We start from the raw sequence: 17,130 nt of genomic DNA on the forward strand, positions 1-17,130 counted from the left end.
TTAGTTTCTCTCCCCTGCGGCATGCTGTCAACGTGCCGCACCCCACGACGAGTCCCGCGACGACGCAGCCCGCGACTCCCTCCGCGACCTCCGACCCTGATGCCTCGACGGTCGACCGGCTCATGCAGGCAGCGGCCCAGGCCTTCGCCGAGAAGGGGTTCCACGCGACGACGACCCGCGACATCGCCTCGGGAGCGGGCCTGTCTCCCGCCGGCGTCTACGTGCACTTCGGCTCCAAGGAGGAGCTGCTCTTCAACCTCAGCCGCAGCGGGCACGAGTCGGCGCTGCGACTGCTGCGCCGGGCGATCGGTGAGGGGGCGACCCCGACGGAGCAGCTCGAGACCCTGATGGCCCGCTTCACCGAGTGGCACGTCGAGCAGTACCAGGTCGCGCGCGTCGTGCAGTACGAGCACCACCACCTCACGCCCGAGCATCATGCCGAGGTGCTGGCACTGCGCAAGGAGATGGACTCCCTCGTGCGCGACGTGCTCGACCGGGGCGTCGCCGACGGTGCCTTCTCGGTGGACGACAGCGCCGACACCGCTCTCGCCCTCCTCTCCATCGCCGTCGACGTCGCCCGGTGGTACTCCCCCACCATCAAGCGCACCCCGACCGAGATCGGGGCGACGAACGCCGCCCTCGCGCTCCGCCTCGTCGGTGCCGGGCGCTGACGGCAGCGACGGCGGCCCGGAGGTGACGGGCCACACCGTCCTCCTCGTGCCCGTGCCCGAGCTCGAGCCGTTCGTGCGGGCCCGGACGGAGCACTACGACCTCGACTACGTGTCAGCCGACCCACGTTTCGTGCACGCCCACGTGACGGCCCTCGCGCCCTTCCTCGCACCAGACGACCTCGATGCCGATGCACTCGATCGTGTCTCCGAGATCGCTTCTGCCACAATGGCATTCGACTTCCGCTTGGAGGAGGTCAGCGTCTTCCCCAACGGCATCGTCCACCTGCTGCCCGAGCCGAGGGGTCCGTTCGAGGCGCTCACGGACCGCCTGTGGCGAGCCTTCCCCCGGTGCCCGCCGTATGCCGGGGAGTTCGGCAGCGTCGTCCCGCACCTGACGCTCGACGCCCTCTCGGACTCCGTGACGAGGGGGTCGACCCGCGACCTCGTCTCGAGCCACCTGCCGGCGCACTGCCGGGCGGACCGGCTCGACCTCGCGTGGTACTCGCCGGGCGACTGCCGCATCCTGCACTCGTGGCCGCTCGCGCGGTGACCTAGGTTGGGGCGATGGCCTGGCAGCGCACCGCCCGCGAGGACTTCGCCTGCCCACCGTCCGCGCTGTGGGCCGTCGTCGGCGACCCGCGGCGGTGGCCCGAGTGGTGCGACGCCGTCGGACCGGTCGTCATGACCGAGCCGGTGAGGGTGGGGGCGCAACTCCGGTACGAGCCCGCCGGCCGTGTCTCGGGCGCGCTCCACCGCCGCACGGCGCCGCCCATGCGGGTCACGGACTGCCGGCCGGAGCGTCGTCTCACGATCGAGCAGCCGATCCCGACGGGGGCGATGACCGTCGAGTGGCTGATCGACCCGACGACAACTGCCGGCGGGGAGCCGGGCTGCGTGCTCGCCCAGCGCATCGCCGTGGGCGGGCTGCTCTCCCCCGCCGTCGTCGTCGGCGTCGCAGCCGGTCTCGCATCGTCGTGGTCGCGGTCGGTCGTGCGGTTGCACGCCCTGCTGGCCTGACGGCTCAGGTGCGGTCCTCGAGGAGGATCCTCCCGCGGTCCGAGACCACCGGCGTGATCTCCGGGCCGAGGTCGACGGTCAGCCGGGGCAGGAAGAACTGGACGAGCGGCCCGATGGTGACGGCATACAGCACGGTGCCGAGGCCCACGGGGCCACCGAGCAGCCAGCCCACGGCGAGCACGACGACCTCGATCGTCGTGCGCACGAGCCGGATCGACAGCCCCGTGCGGCGGGCGAAGCCCGTCATCAGGCCGTCGCGGGGGCCGGGGCCGAGCTGGCTGCCGATGTAGAGCCCGCCGGCGACGCCGTTGAGCACGATGCCGGACCCGAGCAGGAGGGCTCGCGACCACAGCGCCTCCGGGGGCGCGATGAGGGCGAGCCCCGCGTCGGCGGCGAGCCCGATGACGACGACGTTGGCGATGGTGCCGAGGCCGGGCCACTGGCGCAGGGGGACCCAGAGCAGCAGCACGAGCACGCCGACGATGATCGTCACCTGGCCGAAGCTGAGCGGCACGTGCGTGGCGATGCCGGCATGGAAGACGTCCCACGGGTCGAGGCCCAGGGTGGAGCGGATCATCATCGCCATCGAGACGCCGTAGAGCGTCAGCCCGACGAGCAGCTGCACGAGCCGTCGCGGCAGGCGCCCGGCCCGGAGCTGCTGGCGGGGCGAGAGGTTGCGCAGGGGGACGTGGCGTCGCATGGGGACCATTCTGGGGCCCATTGGCATCGATATTAAGGTCCAATCGTGCAACAGTGGTCTGGTGCGCACCGTCTCCGCCCGTTCACTGGCCCTCCTCCTCGGGTCCGATCCTCTTCCCCGTCCGGCGTATCGCGGCCTCGCCGACGGCATCCGCCGCCTCGTCTCCGACGGCCGGCTCCTCGTCGGCACCCGGCTACCGAGCGAGCGCACCCTGACGACCGAGCTCGGCCTGTCACGCACGACCGTCGGCGCGGCCCTCGACGCCCTGCGCGACGAGGGCTTCGTCGTGACCCGGCGCGGCTCGGGCAGCGTCGTCTGCCTGCCGGCGGGACCCTCCGGCCTCGCGCTGTCGCAGGCGGGCCTCATCCCGACCGACGTGCCGCCCGACGTCATCGACCTCACGTATGCCGCCCTCCCGTCCGCAGCCGGTGTCACCGCAGCCTACGAACGAGCCCTCTCCGAGCTCCCGCGCCACCTCGCGACAGCGGGCTACCACCCGCACGGCCTGCCGGAGGCGCGGGCCGCCGTCGCTGCCTGGTTCGAGGGGCGTGGCCTGCCGACCACCCCCGAGCAGGTGGTCATGACGTCGGGCGCGCACGCAGGTCTGTCCGCGGTGCTGCGGGCCGAGCTCGAGGTGGGCGACCGGGTGCTCGTCGAGAGCCCGACCTACCCCAATGCCATTGTGGGAGTGCGGCGCTCGTCCTACCGAGCGGTGCCCACCCAGCTGACGCCGCGGGGTTGGGACGTCGACGCCATCGAGCTCGGCCTGCGTCAGAGCGGGGCGCGGGCGGCATACCTCATCCCCGACCACCAGAACCCCACCGGGCTGCTCATGCCGGCCACGACGCGTCGGGCCGTGGGCGACGTGCTGCGCGCCGGCCGGGCCGTGCCGATCATCGACGAGACCTTCGTCGAGCTCGCCCTCGGCCCCGGCGATGGCGATGGCGCAGCCGAGAGTGTCGGGAGCCGGGTGATGCCCTTTGCCGCCGGCGCCCCCGAGGCCTACACGCTGGGCAGCGCCGGCAAGACGTGGTGGGGCGGGCTGCGGGTCGGGTGGGTGCGTGCTCCCCTCGGCTCCGTGGAGCGGGTCATCGAGGCGCGGCACAGCCTCGACCTCGGCACCGCGGTCCTCGAGCAGCTCGTCGTCGTCGATCTGCTGCGTCAGGGTGAGGCGCTCCTCGTCGAGCGGCGCCGCGAGGCCCGAGCACGACGCGACGCGATCGTCGAGGCGCTGCGCCGGCACGTGCCCGAGTGGCGCTTCACGGTTCCAGGCGGAGGCCTCAACCTCTGGTGCGAGCTGCCCCATGACCGAGGCGACGACCTCGCCCGCGTCGCCGAGTCGGCCGGCGTGCGGCTGGCCCGCGGCGGCCAGTTCGGCGTCGAGGGCGGGCTCGGACGGTTCGTCCGGGTGCCGTTCTGTGTGGCGCCCGACCAGGCCGACGAGGTCGGCCGACGCCTCGCCGAGGCCTGGCGCCTGGCGCTCGGCGAGCGGTCCACGACGCGCGAGATCACCCCCCTCATCGCCTGACCTGCTGCCTCGGGGGTGTAGGACTGGACTCGTGGGCACGATCACCGGCACGGGCACGAACGGCGGACGCGTCACGACGCGCCGGTGGGAAGACGGCAAGGTGGTCGAGGAGGACTTCGCGCTCGACGAGGTCTCCGAGCATCTGGGTCGCGACGGGACCCTCGTCTGGGTCGACCTCTGCGAGCCCGACCACGCGGCGTTGCGTGCCCTGGCCGGTGAGCTGGGGCTCGACCCGCACGCCGTCGAGGACGCGATCAGCAGCGGCGAGCGCCCCAAGGCGACTCGCCACGCGAAACACACGTTCCTCACCGTCTATGCGACCGAGCTCGACGCCGATGAGGACCGGGGCGAGCCGGGGAGCCGGGAGTCCCGCCTGCGCACGAGCCGCATCTCGGCCTTCGTCCTTCCGAACGGTGTCATCACAGTGCGCGGCAGCGACCACTTCGACGTGGCGCCTGTGCTGGAGCGCTGGAACGACGACCCCGAGCTGCTCCGGCTCGGCGTGGGCGCGCTCGTCCACGGCCTGCTCGACACCGTGGTCGACGGTCACTTCGACACGATCCAACGCCTCGACGACGCCATCGAGAGCTTGGAGGACCAGCTCTTCGACGAGCGCGGCCAGACGCACGCGGTGCAGGTGCGCACCTACCGGCTGCGCAAGGAGCTCGTCGAGCTGCGCCGCGTCGTGCTCCCCATGCGTGAGGTCGTCAACGCCGTGCTGCGCCACCGCGGCGAGCTCGCCGAACGGCATACCGAGCTCGACGGCTTCTACGACGACCTCTACGACCACGTGCTGCGGGCCTCGGAGTGGACCGAGTCGCTGCGCGACATGATCACGACGATCTTCGAGACCAACCTGTCCTTGCAGGACGCACGGCTCAACACCGTGATGAAGAAGCTGACGGGGTGGGCGGCCATCATCGCCGTGCCGACTGCCGTCACCGGGTGGTTCGGCCAGAACGTGCCCTACCCCGGGTTCGCGCAGCCGAGTGGCGTGCTCCTCAGCACGACGGTCATCCTCGGCGGCGGAGGACTGCTCTACGCCGTCTTCCGCCGCAAGGGCTGGATCTGACGGCGCAGGGCCCGGCCGAAGCCGGGGCCCTGCGAGATCCGCCACTCAGTCGCGGGTCAGCTTGCGGTAGGTGACCCGGTGCGGCCGGGCCGCCTCGGGGCCGAGCCGCTCGACCTTGTTGGCCTCGTAGGACTCGAAGTTGCCCTCGAACCAGTACCACTTGGCCGGGTCGGCCTCCGTGCCCTCGTACGCGAGGATGTGGGTTGCGATGCGGTCGAGGAACCAGCGGTCGTGGGTGATGACGACGGCGCAGCCCGGGAACTCGAGCAGGGCGTTCTCGAGCGAGCCGAGCGTCTCGACGTCGAGGTCGTTGGTCGGCTCGTCGAGCAGCAGCAGGTTGCCGCCCTGCTTGAGGGTGAGCGCGAGGTTGAGGCGGTTGCGCTCTCCACCGGAGAGCACGCCGGAGAGCTTCTGCTGGTCCGGGCCCTTGAAGCCGAACTGCGAGACGTAGGCCCGCGAGGGGATCTCGACGTTGCCGACCTTCATGTAGTCGAGCCCGTCGGAGACGATCTCCCAGAGGTTCTTCTTCGGGTCGAGCCCCTCCCGGCCCTGGTCGACGTAGGAGATCTTGACCGTCTCACCGATCTTGACCTCGCCGGCGTCGGGCGCCTCGAAGCCGACGATCGTCTTGAAGAGCGTCGACTTGCCGACACCGTTGGGCCCGATGACCCCGACGATGCCGTTGCGCGGCAGCGAGAACGAGAGGTTGTCGATGAGGACGCGGTCGCCGAAGCCCTTCTTGAGGTTCTTGACCTCGATGACCGTCGAGCCGAGGCGCGGGCCGGGCGGGATCTGCAGCTCCTCGAAGTCGAGCTTGCGGGTGCGCTCGGCCTCCGCCGCCATCTCCTCGTAGCGGGCAAGACGCGCCTTGCTCTTGACCTGACGGCCCTTGGCGTTGCTGCGCACCCACTCGAGCTCGGTCTTGAGTCGCTTGGCGAGCTTGGCGTCCTTCTTGCCCTGGATCTGGAGGCGCTCGGACTTCTTCTCGAGATAGGTCGAGTAGTTGCCCTCGTAGGGGTAGAGCCTGCCGCGGTCGACCTCGGCGATCCACTGCGCGACGTTGTCGAGGAAGTAGCGGTCGTGGGTGACGGCGATGACGGCGCCGGGGTAGCCCTCGAGGTGCTGCTCGAGCCACAGCACCGACTCGGCGTCGAGGTGGTTGGTGGGCTCGTCGAGCAGGAGCAGGTCGGGCTTCTGCAGGAGCAGCTTGCAGAGCGCCACACGGCGACGCTCTCCACCGGAGAGGGTGGTCACCGGGGAGTCCGGCGGCGGGCAGCGCAGGGCGTCCATCGCCTGCTCGAGCTGGCTGTCGAGGTCCCACGCGTCGGCGTGGTCGATGTCCTCCTGGAGCTTGCCCATCTCGGTGAGCAGGGCGTCGTAGTCGGCGTCGGGGTCGGCCATCTCCGCCGAGATCTCGTTGTAGCGGTCGAGCTTGGCCTTGATCTCGCCGGCACCCTCCTCGACGTTGCCGAGGACGGTCTTCTCCTCGTTGAGCGGCGGCTCCTGCAGGAGGATGCCGACCGTCGCGCCGGCAGCGAGGCGAGCCTCGCCGTTGGACGGCTGGTCGAGGCCGGCCATGATCTTGAGGATGGTCGACTTGCCGGCGCCGTTGGGGCCGACCATGCCGATCTTGGCGCCCGGGTAGAACGACATCGAGACGTCATCGAGGATGACCTTCTCGTTGTGCGCCTTGCGGGCACGGGTCATGGTGTAGATGTACTCGGCCATGTCCCGAAGGCTATAGGCCTGGGCGTGTCACACCGAATCCGCACCCGCGCCGCGGCGCAGCGTCAGGCGGCGCCGGCAACGCTCAGGCCGTCAGCGGCGTGACCACCTCGTAGTCGTCGGTCTCGGGGTCGCCGAGCCCGGAGCCGCTCGCCCTGTCTGCGTCGACGTCGACGAGGACGTCGTGGCCGCCGGCGGGGTCGTCCGCGTCACGCGCCGGGTCGTAGTCATCACTCACGACGCCGTCGGCATCGACGTGGGCGGGACGGTCGTCGGGCGGGGCCTCCCCCGCCGCGATGGCGCGCACCGTGGCCTGCACGTCGGGGTCGGCCGTGCGGTCGTGGCCGAGGGCCGCCGCACGGCTCACCCGCTCGAAGCTGGCCCTGCCCCACGAGAGGTCGTGGCCGAGGTGGTCGGCCTCGATCTCGGCGGAGGTGCGCGGCTGGCCGTCGGGGCCGGCGAACTGCTTCACCGTGAGGTTGCCCTCGACGACGACGGGCTGCCCCTTGTGCAGGGCGACAGCGGAGTTCGCGGCGAGCGCACTGAAAGCGATGACGCTGAAGTAGCTCGTCTCACCGTCGTAGTAGCGGCCATCGGCGCCTCGCCGGTAGGGCGTGTGCGCCAGGCGGAACGTCGTGAAGATGCTGCCGGTGCGGCCCGTGCGCTGCACCGGGTCGGACACGACGTTGCCGTGCACGGTGATGCGGGTCTCGTTCATGCGCAGTGCTCCTCGTCTCGTGCGGCGACGTCCGACGTCGCCGGGTGAGGACCACTCTCGGCCCGCTGCCGCACGGGCAGAAGGCAGTGTCGCGAGGTTGTGGACGGCGACGCTCCCCCTCCGGGGAGGTGTGGACGAAGGCTGCACCGCGGACTCAGCGTTCCGGCGGCCTCAGCGTGCAGCGATGTCGAGGTGCTGCCGGGTCTCGCGATGACGAGCGAGCACCTCGTCGACGGGGATGAGGATGCGCTCGTCGGCGACCGCCGCCACGGAGTCGGTGAGCCGCCGGCCCACGACCGCGCGTCGACGCCGGGCGCCGATGCGGGCCCACCAGCGCGAGAGCAGGCCCAGCCCGATCCCGAGCAGGACGCCTCCCAGCAGCATCAGGGACGGCACGGGCAGGATGCCGACCGACGGGGTGTCAGGGCGCGGCACCCCGAGCAGGCTCACCACCCAGAGGACTGCGAGCCACGCGAGGCCCGCGACGGCGATGAGTCCGAGGGCCCACTGGACGATGTTGACGACCAGCCACCAGATCGGCCGGCGAGCCCGCAGCGAGGTCGTGAGCATCGCCTGGTCGAGGGCGTCTGCGAGGCCCCCGTCCCCCGCCTCCACAGCGTCCTCGACCGACTGCTTCCAGCGCACGGGCAGGCCGTCGGACGCCTCGCGCACGAAGGTGCGGGTGGCGAGGTCGACGGCCGAGGCGGTCGCCGCGGTCGGGGTCGGGATGGACGACCTGCCGAGGACCGCACGCACGTCAGCGCCCTCGATGTCGACGGGGATCGGCGGGCGTCCCCCGGTGCGGTCGAGGCGGAGCCGACGCAGCGGGTCGGCGGCGAAGCCCTTGGTCCAGCGGGCGAAGAGCCAGCCGGTGTGCGCGAAGGCCTCGCGGCGGTAGTCGCGCGCCACCGCGTCGAGCACGATCGGGACGCCGGCGGAGCGGGCCAGCGCGGTGTCGAGCGCAGCGCGGTCGAGCCGACTGACGTCGGCCTCGGTGTCGGCGACGCCGCGACGCAGCGCAGAGGCAGCCACGACGAGGTCAGAACGCAGTCGTTGACGCGACGCCGCATGTCCGGCAACGGCATTCGCCAGACGCTGGCGCAGGGTGTCGACGCCCTCGCCCGTCACCGCCGACGTGGGCAGCACCGTGGCCTTCGTGACACCGTCGGCCTCGAGCAGCGCACCGAGGTCGCTGGTGACGGCCTTGAGACCGGCCGGTGACAGCCGGTCGCACTGGTTCAGCACCGCGAGCGTGACCGCACCGTGCTGCGACAGGAGGGAGACGAAGTCGTCGTGGAGCCGGGCATCCGCATACTTCTGCGGGTCGGTCACCCACACGAAGACGTCGACGAGCTCGAGGATGCGCTCCGCCTCGACGCGGTGCGCGACCTCGCGCGAGTCGAAGTCGGGAAGGTCGAGCAGCACGAGACCGTCCAGCCCGCCGACCGTGCCGCCGTCGACAGCCGAACCGGCGTCCTCGACGACGTGACGGGTGGCCACCCCGAGCCAGTCGAGCAGAGGGGTGGCGTCGGCGTCACCCCAGACCGCCGCGGTCGGCAGGGCGGTCGTGGGCCGCCGCGCGCCGATCGTCGCGACGTCGGCTCCGACGAGGGCGTTGAAGAGCGAGGACTTGCCACTGCCCGTCGCCCCGGCCAGGGCGACGACGGTGTGGTCTCCGGCGATTCCGCCACGCTCGACCGCCTTGTCGACGGCGCGCCGAGCGCGGTCGACCATCGCCGGCTCGAGCTCGGCGGCGCCGGTGAGCAGGGCCATCGACAGGGCGCTCGTCCGCTCGCCGACCTCCGCCGACGAGGCCTGCTTGACCTTGGCGCGGCCCATCGTGAGGGGGCTCATCGCGCAGCCCGCACGGCAGCAGCCGCCTTCTCGAGGTTCGCGGTCTTGTCGGCGTCGACGTGCACCGTCGTCACGGCTCCTTCGTAGCGCTCGCGCTCGGCGGCATACAGCTCCTCGACTCGCGTCATCAGCCGCTCACGCGCCTGGCGCGCCAGCTCGCGCACGGCCTGGTCGCCGAAGACCGCCTCGAGCAGCTTCTGGCCGACGACAGCGGTGCCGCCGGCGATGCCGATCTCGGCACCGGTGACGCCGGCGGTGCTCGCGAACGTCACGAGCATGAGGACGACTCCGAGGCCGTTGACGCCGTAGGCCATGATGCGGGCCGTCGTGCGGCGGTCCTTGCCCTCGCTGCGCACCATCTCGAGGATGTCGCCCTGCCAGTCACGCACGAGCCGCTCGGCCCGGGCGGCAGCCCCGTCGCTCGACCTCGCGAGGCCGGGGTCGGCAGCGAGCAGCTGGTGGCCGCCGGGCAGCACCCGCCAGGCCCGGGCCGTCGCCGATGCCGCCAGCTCTGCCCGGTTGGAGATGAGGGCCTCAGCGCCCGACTGCAGCGCCTCGCCGAGGTGGTCGGCGCGAGCGGGCTCGCCCTTGATGAACGAGGTGAAGCGGTCACGCACGCGCGACACGGTCGACTCGACCTGGCGGAAGAACTCACCGGTGCCGACGAACTCCTGCCAGCGCGCGAGCACCTCGCCGCGCAGCAGGCTGCCGTCCTCCATGCCCTCGTGGACCTGCGTCGTCGCGTCGTCGTATGCCGTCCGGGCGGCGTCGAGGAGCGCGTCGCCCGCCGCTGACTGCTCGGCCGCTGCGTCCAGCAGCGAGCGGGTGCGCGTGTCGAGCGAGGTGAGCGCGCCCTCGAGGGTCTGGCGCACGACGACCGCCCTGGCCTGGGCGTCGCCGGCGAGCGCGGTCAGCCACGCGCGGAGCCGCTCGACCTGGTCGTCGGGCAGCAGCCCGTCGACGAGCCGCGACTCGAGCACGGTGAAGATCGGCGCCTGCTCAAGGCCCTGCTCGCGCAGCATGGAGGCGAGGTGCGTGCGGATCTCGTCGACGGCGGGGGCCGGCACCCGGTCGAGGACGACCGCGACGGCGGTGCCGCGCTCGCTCGCCTCGCGCAGCAGGTCCCAGGGCACGGCGTCGGCATACCGAGCGGCGGTCGTGACGAAGATCCACAGGTCGGCCGCTGCGAGGAGCTGGCCCGCGAGCTCGCGGTTCGCCTCGACGACGCTGTCGATGTCGGGGGCGTCGAGCAGCGCCAGGCCGGCGGCGACCGCCTCGCTCGAGACGAGGCGCACCGCGCCGGGTCCGTCAGAGGATGAGTGACGCCCGGTGATCCGTGCGAGTCCGGGGAGGATTCGCTGGCCGGAGAACCAGGCGCCGTCGGCAGGGTGGTGCACGAGGACCGGCGACCGGGTCGTGGGGCGAAGGACGCCGGAGAGCGTGACCTCGCCCCCGACGACAGAGTTGACGAGCGTCGACTTGCCGGCACCCGTCGAGCCGCCGACGACGGCGAGCAGCGGCGCGTCGATCGAGGTGAGCCGCGGGATGACGTAGTCGTCGAGCTGGTCGAGCAGACGCGACCTCGTCGACCGGCCGGCAGCAGACCCCGGGAGGTCGAGCGGGAGGGTGACCTCGGAGACGGCGGACCTCAGGTCCTGGACCGCCCCGAGCAGCCGGGCATTGCCCGCCCCTGATTCACCCGCCACGTCGGCAATCCTCTCTTGTCAGCACCAACTCACCAAACCGAAACGCCCCTGTCGGGCCGCCGGTCTGGAACGGGGTCTCCGGGGCGCCCTCACCGGGGCGAACGCGACTGCCAGTGCCGCTCGAGCACCGGTGTCTCGACCAGCCGCTCGATCCGCACGCCCACGGGTAGCCCCCGCGGTCGGAGCGGCTCCACGCCGAGCCGGTGCCGGTTGGCGTCGCGGGTCGAGCAGATCTGCAGATGCGGGGTCCGGACCGGGGCGGAGCGAGTCAGGTCGCGCAGCGTCGTGCCGTGCAGCAGCACGGCGTCGCAGTCCACGAGCCACCGCGCGCGGGCGAGCACCTCGGGCCCCGGCTCGCCGGTGTGCACCCGCGGGTCCTCGATCGGGCTCGCGACGCCGTCTCCGAGCCACGCGTGGGCATCGGTGCCCGCGAGCAGCGACTCGAGGCTCGCGATGACCACGGCATCGTCGGCTCGGGCCACGTCGACCCGCACGACGACCTCGGGGATCGACCACACGAGGTGGGTGCCTCGAACGTCGGCGTCGGGAAGGCGCCGCGCGAGCGCCACCGTCTCGGCGTTCTTGACGGCCGTGAGATCGCCCCGCCCGGGCAGGTCGGGCCCGTCGTGCCACACCACGGCGTCGGCGAGCCAGCGCATCTCGGCCCCCGCCACGTGCGCCCGGTGGCCGTAGTCCCAGTCCTCGCCGCCGTAGACGCGGATCGACTCGTCGAAGCCACCGAGCTCCTCGTGGAGGTCGCGGCTCACGCTGACGGCCGCCCCGAGCACGAGCTGGTAGGCGCGGTCGTCGGGTCGGGTGAGGTCGGCCGTGCGCTCGTAGCCGTCGAGGAGCCACGCCGGCTCGTCGATGAGCGTGGGTGCAGGCCCGTCGCCTCCGAGCCACTCGCGCACGGCCTCGGGCGTCCAGCCGTCGAGATCGGCATGCAGCCGGTGTCCCACCGTGAGGTCCCACGCGGACGTCGTCACCGAGGCCACCTTCGCGAGGTAGTCGGGCGCGGGCACGCAGTCCTGGTCGACGAAGACGAGCACGTCTCCCCCGGCAGCCCGGGCGCCGAGGTTTCGAGCCGCCGCGGGGCGGAATCCCTCGTCGGGCTGCCGCACGACCGAGGCTGCGTAGTCACGCCTGCCCACCCGCGGCTCCTCGCGCGATCCGTCGTCGGCCACGACGACCTCGAACCGGGCGGACGGAAAGGTCTGCATGTCGAGTCCGGCGAGCAGCCGGTCGAGCTGGTCCTGTCGCTCGAAGTGGGGCACGACGACACTCACTCGTGTCTCCGAGACGGGTTTGGTGTCAGTCACATTCACGAGATGCTCCTCAGGACGTTTTCGTGCGCCGCAGCACTCTCGGCCCACGACGGGCCGAGCTGCACGTCATCGCCGAGCCACGTGCTGTCCGGTGACTCCACGGCTCGCTCGATCGCGGGCGCGAGCGCGGCGACGTCGTCTGCGATCGTGACCGCGCCGGGCATCCGCTCTGCGAGCTCACGGGTGTAGGCGCCGGCAAGCACGATCGGCTTGCGCCCCAGAGCGATCCACGTGTTGATCGACCCCGAGGCAGAGACGTGCAGGTGAGCGGCGACGGGCACGTCCACGTCGCGCACGACGTGGGCGAGGTCGCGCTCGGGCACGTAACCGGTGACGCTGAACGTCGTGCCAGCCTGTCGCGCGCGCAGGGCGAGCTCCTTGACTAGGCCCTCGTGCCCGGTCGAGACCCCGCCGATGTTCACCACCTCGACCTCACGCCCGCGAGCCACGACGCGACCGGCGGCATCGATGACGTGCTCCAGTCCCTTGCCGGGATAGAGAAAGCCGAGCACGGCGACCCTCGCTGGCCCTTTCCTAGGCGAATACCGCTCGGGCGCAGGCGTGTTCACCCGCTCGACGGGAAGCGGCAGCACGACGACCCGCGTGTTGGACGCGTGTTCGTCGAGGCACTCGGCGAGCAGGGCTCGCTCGTGCTCGCTCGCCACCACGACGACCGAGGCGCTGTCGACGAAGCGTCGGTATGCCGTCCGGCGCCGTGCGAATCGCGCCTCCCCCTCCTCGGGCTGGGGGATGTCGTGCAGGCACAGGGCGAGAGGGGTGGTCCGAGCGAGGTCCTCGACGAGGTCGGCGGCATCGGAGGGAGTCGCGCCGAGGAGGTGGTCGGTGACCTGGATCATCGCGCTGTCGCGGCCAGCGAGGGCACGACGCAGGTCGGCGGACGCCGTGGCGACGTCCGGCGTGCTGATGCGCACGAGCCCCGCACTGAGAGCCGGCGACGACGCAGCGAGCCGGAGGGCGTGGATGACGACGCCGTGCCGCTCGGGGCCGACTACGGCATACGACCTCATCGGGAGACCTCGCCGGGCGTGCGCCCGGCGAGGAGGTCGAGCTGGGCGCGGTGGCGCCGCACGATGTCGGCCACGAGCCGTGGACGGTCGAGGAGCCAGGCGAGCTGGGCGCGCTCGACCTCGGCGACCGGCACGACCTCGCCGGAGACGAGCCAGTCCTCACGGGCACCGGCAGGGTCGAGCCCAAGCGCGACGAGCACGTCGGCGGAGACGGGGGCGTGCAGGACGTCGAGGAGGCGACGGCCCGGGTCGACGGCTGTCGGTGACAGCCCCAGCGTCTCCTGGATGCGGCGGGCGAGGGCGACGAGCACGGGGTTGGCCGGGTGGTTGACGGTGCGCATCGCCCCCGCACCGGAGGCGAGCACGAGGTCACTGACGGGAACGGCGCCGGCAGCCTGCTCACGGCGTCGCAGCTCCCCGATCGACCATGCCGACACGGCGATGGCCGTGCTGGGGTCGGTGTGGGGCTCGCTCTCCGCCGCGCGGAGCACGGTGCGCGCGTCGTGGTAGGGCACGAGCGGCGGGTCGCCGGCCTCGGCGTCGTGGTGCACGAGCTGCCACGGGTGCAGGCCGGCGTAGAAGACGACGGGCCAGACCACGGTGCGGGCGCGCGTGGCGGTCTGAGCGACCTGCGAGGCGCCGACCGGCATACGGCCGTAGTCGTCGGCGATCGGCTGGGTGAGCACGACGTCGGCACGCCGGAGGAGTCGCTGCAGGAGGGGCACCTCTTCGGCGGCGAGCTCGTGGACCGGTGGGATGCGCACGCTGGACCACGGCGCCCCGGGCGCGTGCTGCAGCAGCTGGCGCAAGGACTCCGCCTGGCAGTTGCCGTGCACGATGAGCAGGGGCAGGCCGCCGTCGGGTAGCGGGTCCAGGCCGTAGAACTGTCCGTAGTGCCGCGCGCGGGCGGGATCTGCACGAATTGCAGCGACCGCGCCGGCGCCCGCGCCGTTCGGCACGGGCGCTCCTGGGTCAGACGCGTCACGAGTCACAGGGGTCACCTACCCGTCCGGGGCACCGGCCGCTCACCGCGTCCTCACGGCCGTCATCGGAGGTTTGACCGTCTGTGTGTGCGGGTAGGAGTGAGGGGTGACAGGCAGCGACCAGAGTCCGGCAGGGTGATCGGCGACCCCTCGGTCCTCGCGCGCCCCGACGGTGTGCAGCGGGCCGGCAGCCAACGTTCGAGCACGCAGCCCCGGTCGGTCAGCGTCGTTCGCGACCCCGTCAACGGACGGGCGTCGGTGCCGCTGCGGATTGCCCTCATCGCTCCGTGCGACCACCCCATCCGTCAGCCCTTCGCCGGTGGCCTCGAGTCGCTCGTCTGGCAGTTGCGGCGGGCGCTCGTGGCCCGCGGCCACGACGTCACCCTCTTCGCCGCCGAGGGTTCCGATGCCTCCGACGCGGAGCACGTCCTCCCGAGCGGTGGTTGGGCACCCTCTCGCACGGCCGCCGGCGACGTGTCGATGCCGGCCCCTGGCTTCATGGCCGCGCACCACGCCTACCTGCGCCTCCTCCTGTCGCTGGCGGGGCCCGGTGGTGACGACTTCGACCTCGTGCACAACCACGCCCTGCACCACCTGCCCGTGGCGATGAGCCCGCTCGTGGTGCCGCCGATGCTCACCACGCTCCACACCCCGCCCACGCCGTGGCTCGAGTCCGCGATCGAGCTGACGCGCGGTGACAGCGGTCGCGGAGAGTTCGCGGCCGTCAGCCGTTTCGTCGCGCGGCAGTGGCGCGTCCTGCGGCCCGACGACGAGGCCCACGTCGTGCCCAACGGCGTCGACCTCGACACGTGGAGCGCCGGCCCGGGCGGGACCGCCCTCGTCTGGTCGGGGCGCCTCGTGCCGGAGAAGGCGCCCCACCTGGCGATCGAGGCGGCCCGACGCGCAGCGCTGCCCCTCGTGCTCGCCGGTCCCGTCAGCGACCCCGACTACTTCGAAGCCATGGTGCGTCCACGCCTCGGGCGGGACATCTCGTATGCCGGGCACCTCGCGACCCCCGACCTCGTCTCGCTCATAGGGTCGTCCGCGGCTGCCCTCGTGACTCCCGTGTGGGACGAGCCCTACGGCCTCGTCGTGGCGGAGGCGCTCGCGTGCGGCACGCCGGTCGTCGCCTTCGCGCGCGGCGGCATACCGGAGGTGCTGCACGACTCGAGCGGTGAGGCCGAGGGCCAGTCACACGGTGAGACGCGCGACGGATCCCCCTCAGCCGTGGGCCGGCTCGTGCGACCGGGCGACGTGACCGCCATGGCCGTCGCCGCGACCGACGCGGTCGGGCTCGACCGTCGGAAGGTCCGGCGACACGCGCATCAGCACCTCTCGCTCGACCGCATGGTCAGGGCCTACGAGCAGCTCTATGACCGGCTGCGGTCAGATGCCACCTGGGAGTCCGGCCAGCCAGCGTGATGAGCCCCTCGTCGGCGAACGCCGCGAGCCAGCCCTCCATGGGGAACCAGCCCCACCGCATCGCGAAGCGGTTGCTGTTGCGCACGATGTCGACGAGGTGGCGCCGCGGCGGGCTCTCGACCTCGTGGTGCTGGTGGTATGCCGGGGCGCCCCCGACCCACCACAGGCGGCCGTCCGCTCGCGCCAGCTTCATCGCGAAGTCGGTGTCCTCGCCGCCGTAGCCGTCGTACCCCTCGTCGAAGCCGCCGACGCACTGCCAGGTCGAGGCCGAGACGGCGAAGGAGAGCGACCAGAAGAGCCGCAGGTCGTCGGCCGCGAGCAGTCCGTCCTCCGGCGCGACGGGGCGGGCGGCGTGGGGGCGTGACTCCTCGAGATCGACTGCGCTGTAAGGACGCCCAGCCAGTCGTGGTGGGAGGTAGTGCACCGCACCCGACCACACGTCCGTGGAGCCCTGCGTCGCGGACCGGGCGGCCTCGCGGTAGCGCTCGACGAGGCGTGGCCCCGGGATGCAGTCGACGTCGAGGAAGACGAGCAGCTCGGCTCCGGCTGCGATGGCACGCTCCGCCGCCCGGTTGCGCGCGGTCGCGAGCGGTAGCCCCCACCGGTGCGCGTCGACGGAGAGGACCTCGGCGGGCAGCCCCGCCGGGGTGTGCTCGGTCACGACGGACGCGATCTGCGCGTCGTCCATCGCCACCACGACGAGATGGTCGGGCAGGACTGACCCGGCGCCCAGCCCCAGCAGGAGCCCCTCGAGATGGTGGTGCCGGCCGTGCGCCAGCGTCAGCAGGGCCGTCCGGGGGGCCGGGTGGTCCACACCAGCCGAGCCGGTGCCGGTCATCGGCGCTCGCCGAGCGCGAGGGAGTCGAGGAGGGCCGCGCACCGGTCGGCTCCCGCGCCGTCCGTCCAGCGGCTCCAGCGGGCGGTGTCGATCCGGGCCGCAGACTCGAGAAGGGCCGGCCATGCCGCGGGATCGGGCCAGGCGGGCAAGCCGTGGCTGACGCCGGCCTCCTCGAGCCCGTGCACCGTGAAGTGCTGCTCGTCGTGGGGGCGGCGCTGGGCGATGATGACGGAGCCGCGACGCGCGGCAGCGATCTCCGAGACGACGTTCTGGCCGGCGTGACCGACGACGACGGCGGAATCCTGAAGGCTGTCCCACAGGGCGTCGGGGCCCGCGTCACGGCACACCGTCCAGCTCCAGCCGGTCGTCGCCCGACGAGCCGCCTCGATCTGCTCCTCCGTCACGTCGGTGCCGCCGGCGCCCCAGACGAGCGCGACCCTACGGGCCTGCGGCGGGGCGACCGGCTCCCGGTCGTCGAAGCGGGAGAGGGACCCCAGCCACGTCGTCTTGGCATCCCACCGGGGCTGCCACCGCGCGACGATC

15 protein-coding genes and 1 pseudogene are annotated in these 17,130 nt (G+C 72.4%); 6 read left to right on the forward strand and 10 right to left on the reverse strand.

What is annotated here, in order from left to right:
- Window positions 1-32 precede the first annotated feature (32 nt).
- Genes FBY41_RS19655 through FBY41_RS19665 form a run of 3 tightly spaced genes read left to right on the forward strand, consistent with a single transcriptional unit; the run spans window position 33 to window position 1,688 of the window.
- A complete protein-coding gene (locus tag FBY41_RS19655; protein ID WP_221629350.1) occupies window positions 33-671 on the forward strand; it encodes a TetR/AcrR family transcriptional regulator in 639 nt (212 codons plus the stop codon).
- Window positions 658-1,221, forward strand: coding sequence for a 2'-5' RNA ligase family protein (locus tag FBY41_RS19660; RefSeq protein ID WP_141846150.1), 564 nt, complete (start codon window positions 658-660; stop codon window positions 1,219-1,221). Before FBY41_RS19655 ends, FBY41_RS19660 begins: the two co-directional genes overlap by 14 nt.
- 14 nt (window positions 1,222-1,235) lie before the next feature.
- On the forward strand, window positions 1,236-1,688 hold the full coding sequence (locus FBY41_RS19665; protein WP_141846152.1) for an SRPBCC family protein: 453 nt from the start codon (window positions 1,236-1,238) through the stop codon (window positions 1,686-1,688).
- Between the two features lie 4 nt (window positions 1,689-1,692).
- On the opposite strand, the gene yczE is transcribed toward FBY41_RS19665, so the two are convergent.
- Window positions 1,693-2,388 carry a membrane protein YczE gene (yczE, locus tag FBY41_RS19670; protein ID WP_141846154.1) on the reverse strand — a complete coding sequence of 232 codons (696 nt, stop codon included), beginning with the start codon at window positions 2,386-2,388 and terminating at the stop codon, window positions 1,693-1,695.
- Window positions 2,389-2,449: 61 nt separating this feature from the next.
- Between yczE and yczR the strand changes: the two genes are divergently transcribed.
- Complete coding sequence (yczR, locus tag FBY41_RS19675; RefSeq protein WP_141846156.1) at window positions 2,450-3,916, forward strand: MocR-like transcription factor YczR; 1,467 nt, start codon at window positions 2,450-2,452, stop codon at window positions 3,914-3,916.
- Between the two features lie 31 nt (window positions 3,917-3,947).
- On the forward strand, window positions 3,948-4,988 hold the full coding sequence (locus tag FBY41_RS19680) for a magnesium transporter CorA family protein (RefSeq protein WP_260439912.1): 1,041 nt from the start codon (window positions 3,948-3,950) through the stop codon (window positions 4,986-4,988).
- Window positions 4,989-5,033: 45 nt separating this feature from the next.
- Here FBY41_RS19680 and ettA read toward each other — a convergent pair whose 3' ends face one another.
- The 7 genes from ettA to FBY41_RS19715 all read right to left on the reverse strand — a co-directional run bounded on the left by ettA (window position 5,034) and on the right by FBY41_RS19715 (window position 14,303).
- Window positions 5,034-6,716, reverse strand: coding sequence for an energy-dependent translational throttle protein EttA (ettA, locus tag FBY41_RS19685; RefSeq protein WP_141846158.1), 1,683 nt, complete (start codon window positions 6,714-6,716; stop codon window positions 5,034-5,036).
- A gap of 82 nt (window positions 6,717-6,798) precedes the next feature.
- Window positions 6,799-7,431 (reverse strand): single-stranded DNA-binding protein, encoded by a 633-nt coding sequence (locus FBY41_RS19690; RefSeq protein ID WP_141846160.1) that lies wholly within the window; start codon window positions 7,429-7,431, stop codon window positions 6,799-6,801.
- A 171-nt stretch (window positions 7,432-7,602) separates the two neighbouring features.
- Window positions 7,603-9,285: a GTPase gene (locus tag FBY41_RS19695; protein ID WP_141846162.1), complete on the reverse strand. Its 1,683-nt coding sequence runs from the start codon at window positions 9,283-9,285 to the stop codon at window positions 7,603-7,605.
- Window positions 9,282-10,991 (reverse strand): GTPase domain-containing protein, encoded by a 1,710-nt coding sequence (locus FBY41_RS19700; RefSeq protein ID WP_375869889.1) that lies wholly within the window; start codon window positions 10,989-10,991, stop codon window positions 9,282-9,284. The genes FBY41_RS19695 and FBY41_RS19700 overlap by 4 nt, the downstream gene beginning before the upstream one ends.
- 89 nt (window positions 10,992-11,080) lie before the next feature.
- Entirely contained in the window at window positions 11,081-12,316 is a 1,236-nt protein-coding gene (locus tag FBY41_RS19705) for a glycosyltransferase family 2 protein (protein ID WP_185749159.1), read from the reverse strand.
- Window positions 12,313-13,344 carry a glycosyltransferase gene (locus FBY41_RS19710; RefSeq protein WP_141846168.1) on the reverse strand — a complete coding sequence of 344 codons (1,032 nt, stop codon included), beginning with the start codon at window positions 13,342-13,344 and terminating at the stop codon, window positions 12,313-12,315. The genes FBY41_RS19705 and FBY41_RS19710 overlap by 4 nt, the downstream gene beginning before the upstream one ends.
- Window positions 13,341-14,303, reverse strand: coding sequence for a WcbI family polysaccharide biosynthesis putative acetyltransferase (locus tag FBY41_RS19715; RefSeq protein WP_141846170.1), 963 nt, complete (start codon window positions 14,301-14,303; stop codon window positions 13,341-13,343). The genes FBY41_RS19710 and FBY41_RS19715 overlap by 4 nt, the downstream gene beginning before the upstream one ends.
- A gap of 159 nt (window positions 14,304-14,462) precedes the next feature.
- Between FBY41_RS19715 and FBY41_RS19720 the strand changes: the two genes are divergently transcribed.
- Window positions 14,463-15,749, forward strand: coding sequence for a glycosyltransferase family 4 protein (locus FBY41_RS19720; RefSeq protein ID WP_260439913.1), 1,287 nt, complete (start codon window positions 14,463-14,465; stop codon window positions 15,747-15,749).
- On the opposite strand, the gene FBY41_RS19725 is transcribed toward FBY41_RS19720, so the two are convergent.
- Window positions 15,679-16,587, reverse strand: coding sequence for a glycosyltransferase family 2 protein (locus FBY41_RS19725; RefSeq protein WP_141846172.1), 909 nt, complete (start codon window positions 16,585-16,587; stop codon window positions 15,679-15,681). The genes FBY41_RS19720 and FBY41_RS19725 overlap by 71 nt on opposite strands.
- Window positions 16,584-17,130 (reverse strand): annotated as a pseudogene (locus FBY41_RS23530) (glycosyltransferase); the annotation flags it as partial. The gene FBY41_RS19725 and the pseudogene FBY41_RS23530, both read right to left, overlap by 4 nt.

It is taken from the genome of Humibacillus xanthopallidus, from assembly GCF_006716675.1.
Classification (GTDB): Bacteria; Actinomycetota; Actinomycetes; order Actinomycetales; family Dermatophilaceae; genus Humibacillus; species Humibacillus xanthopallidus_B.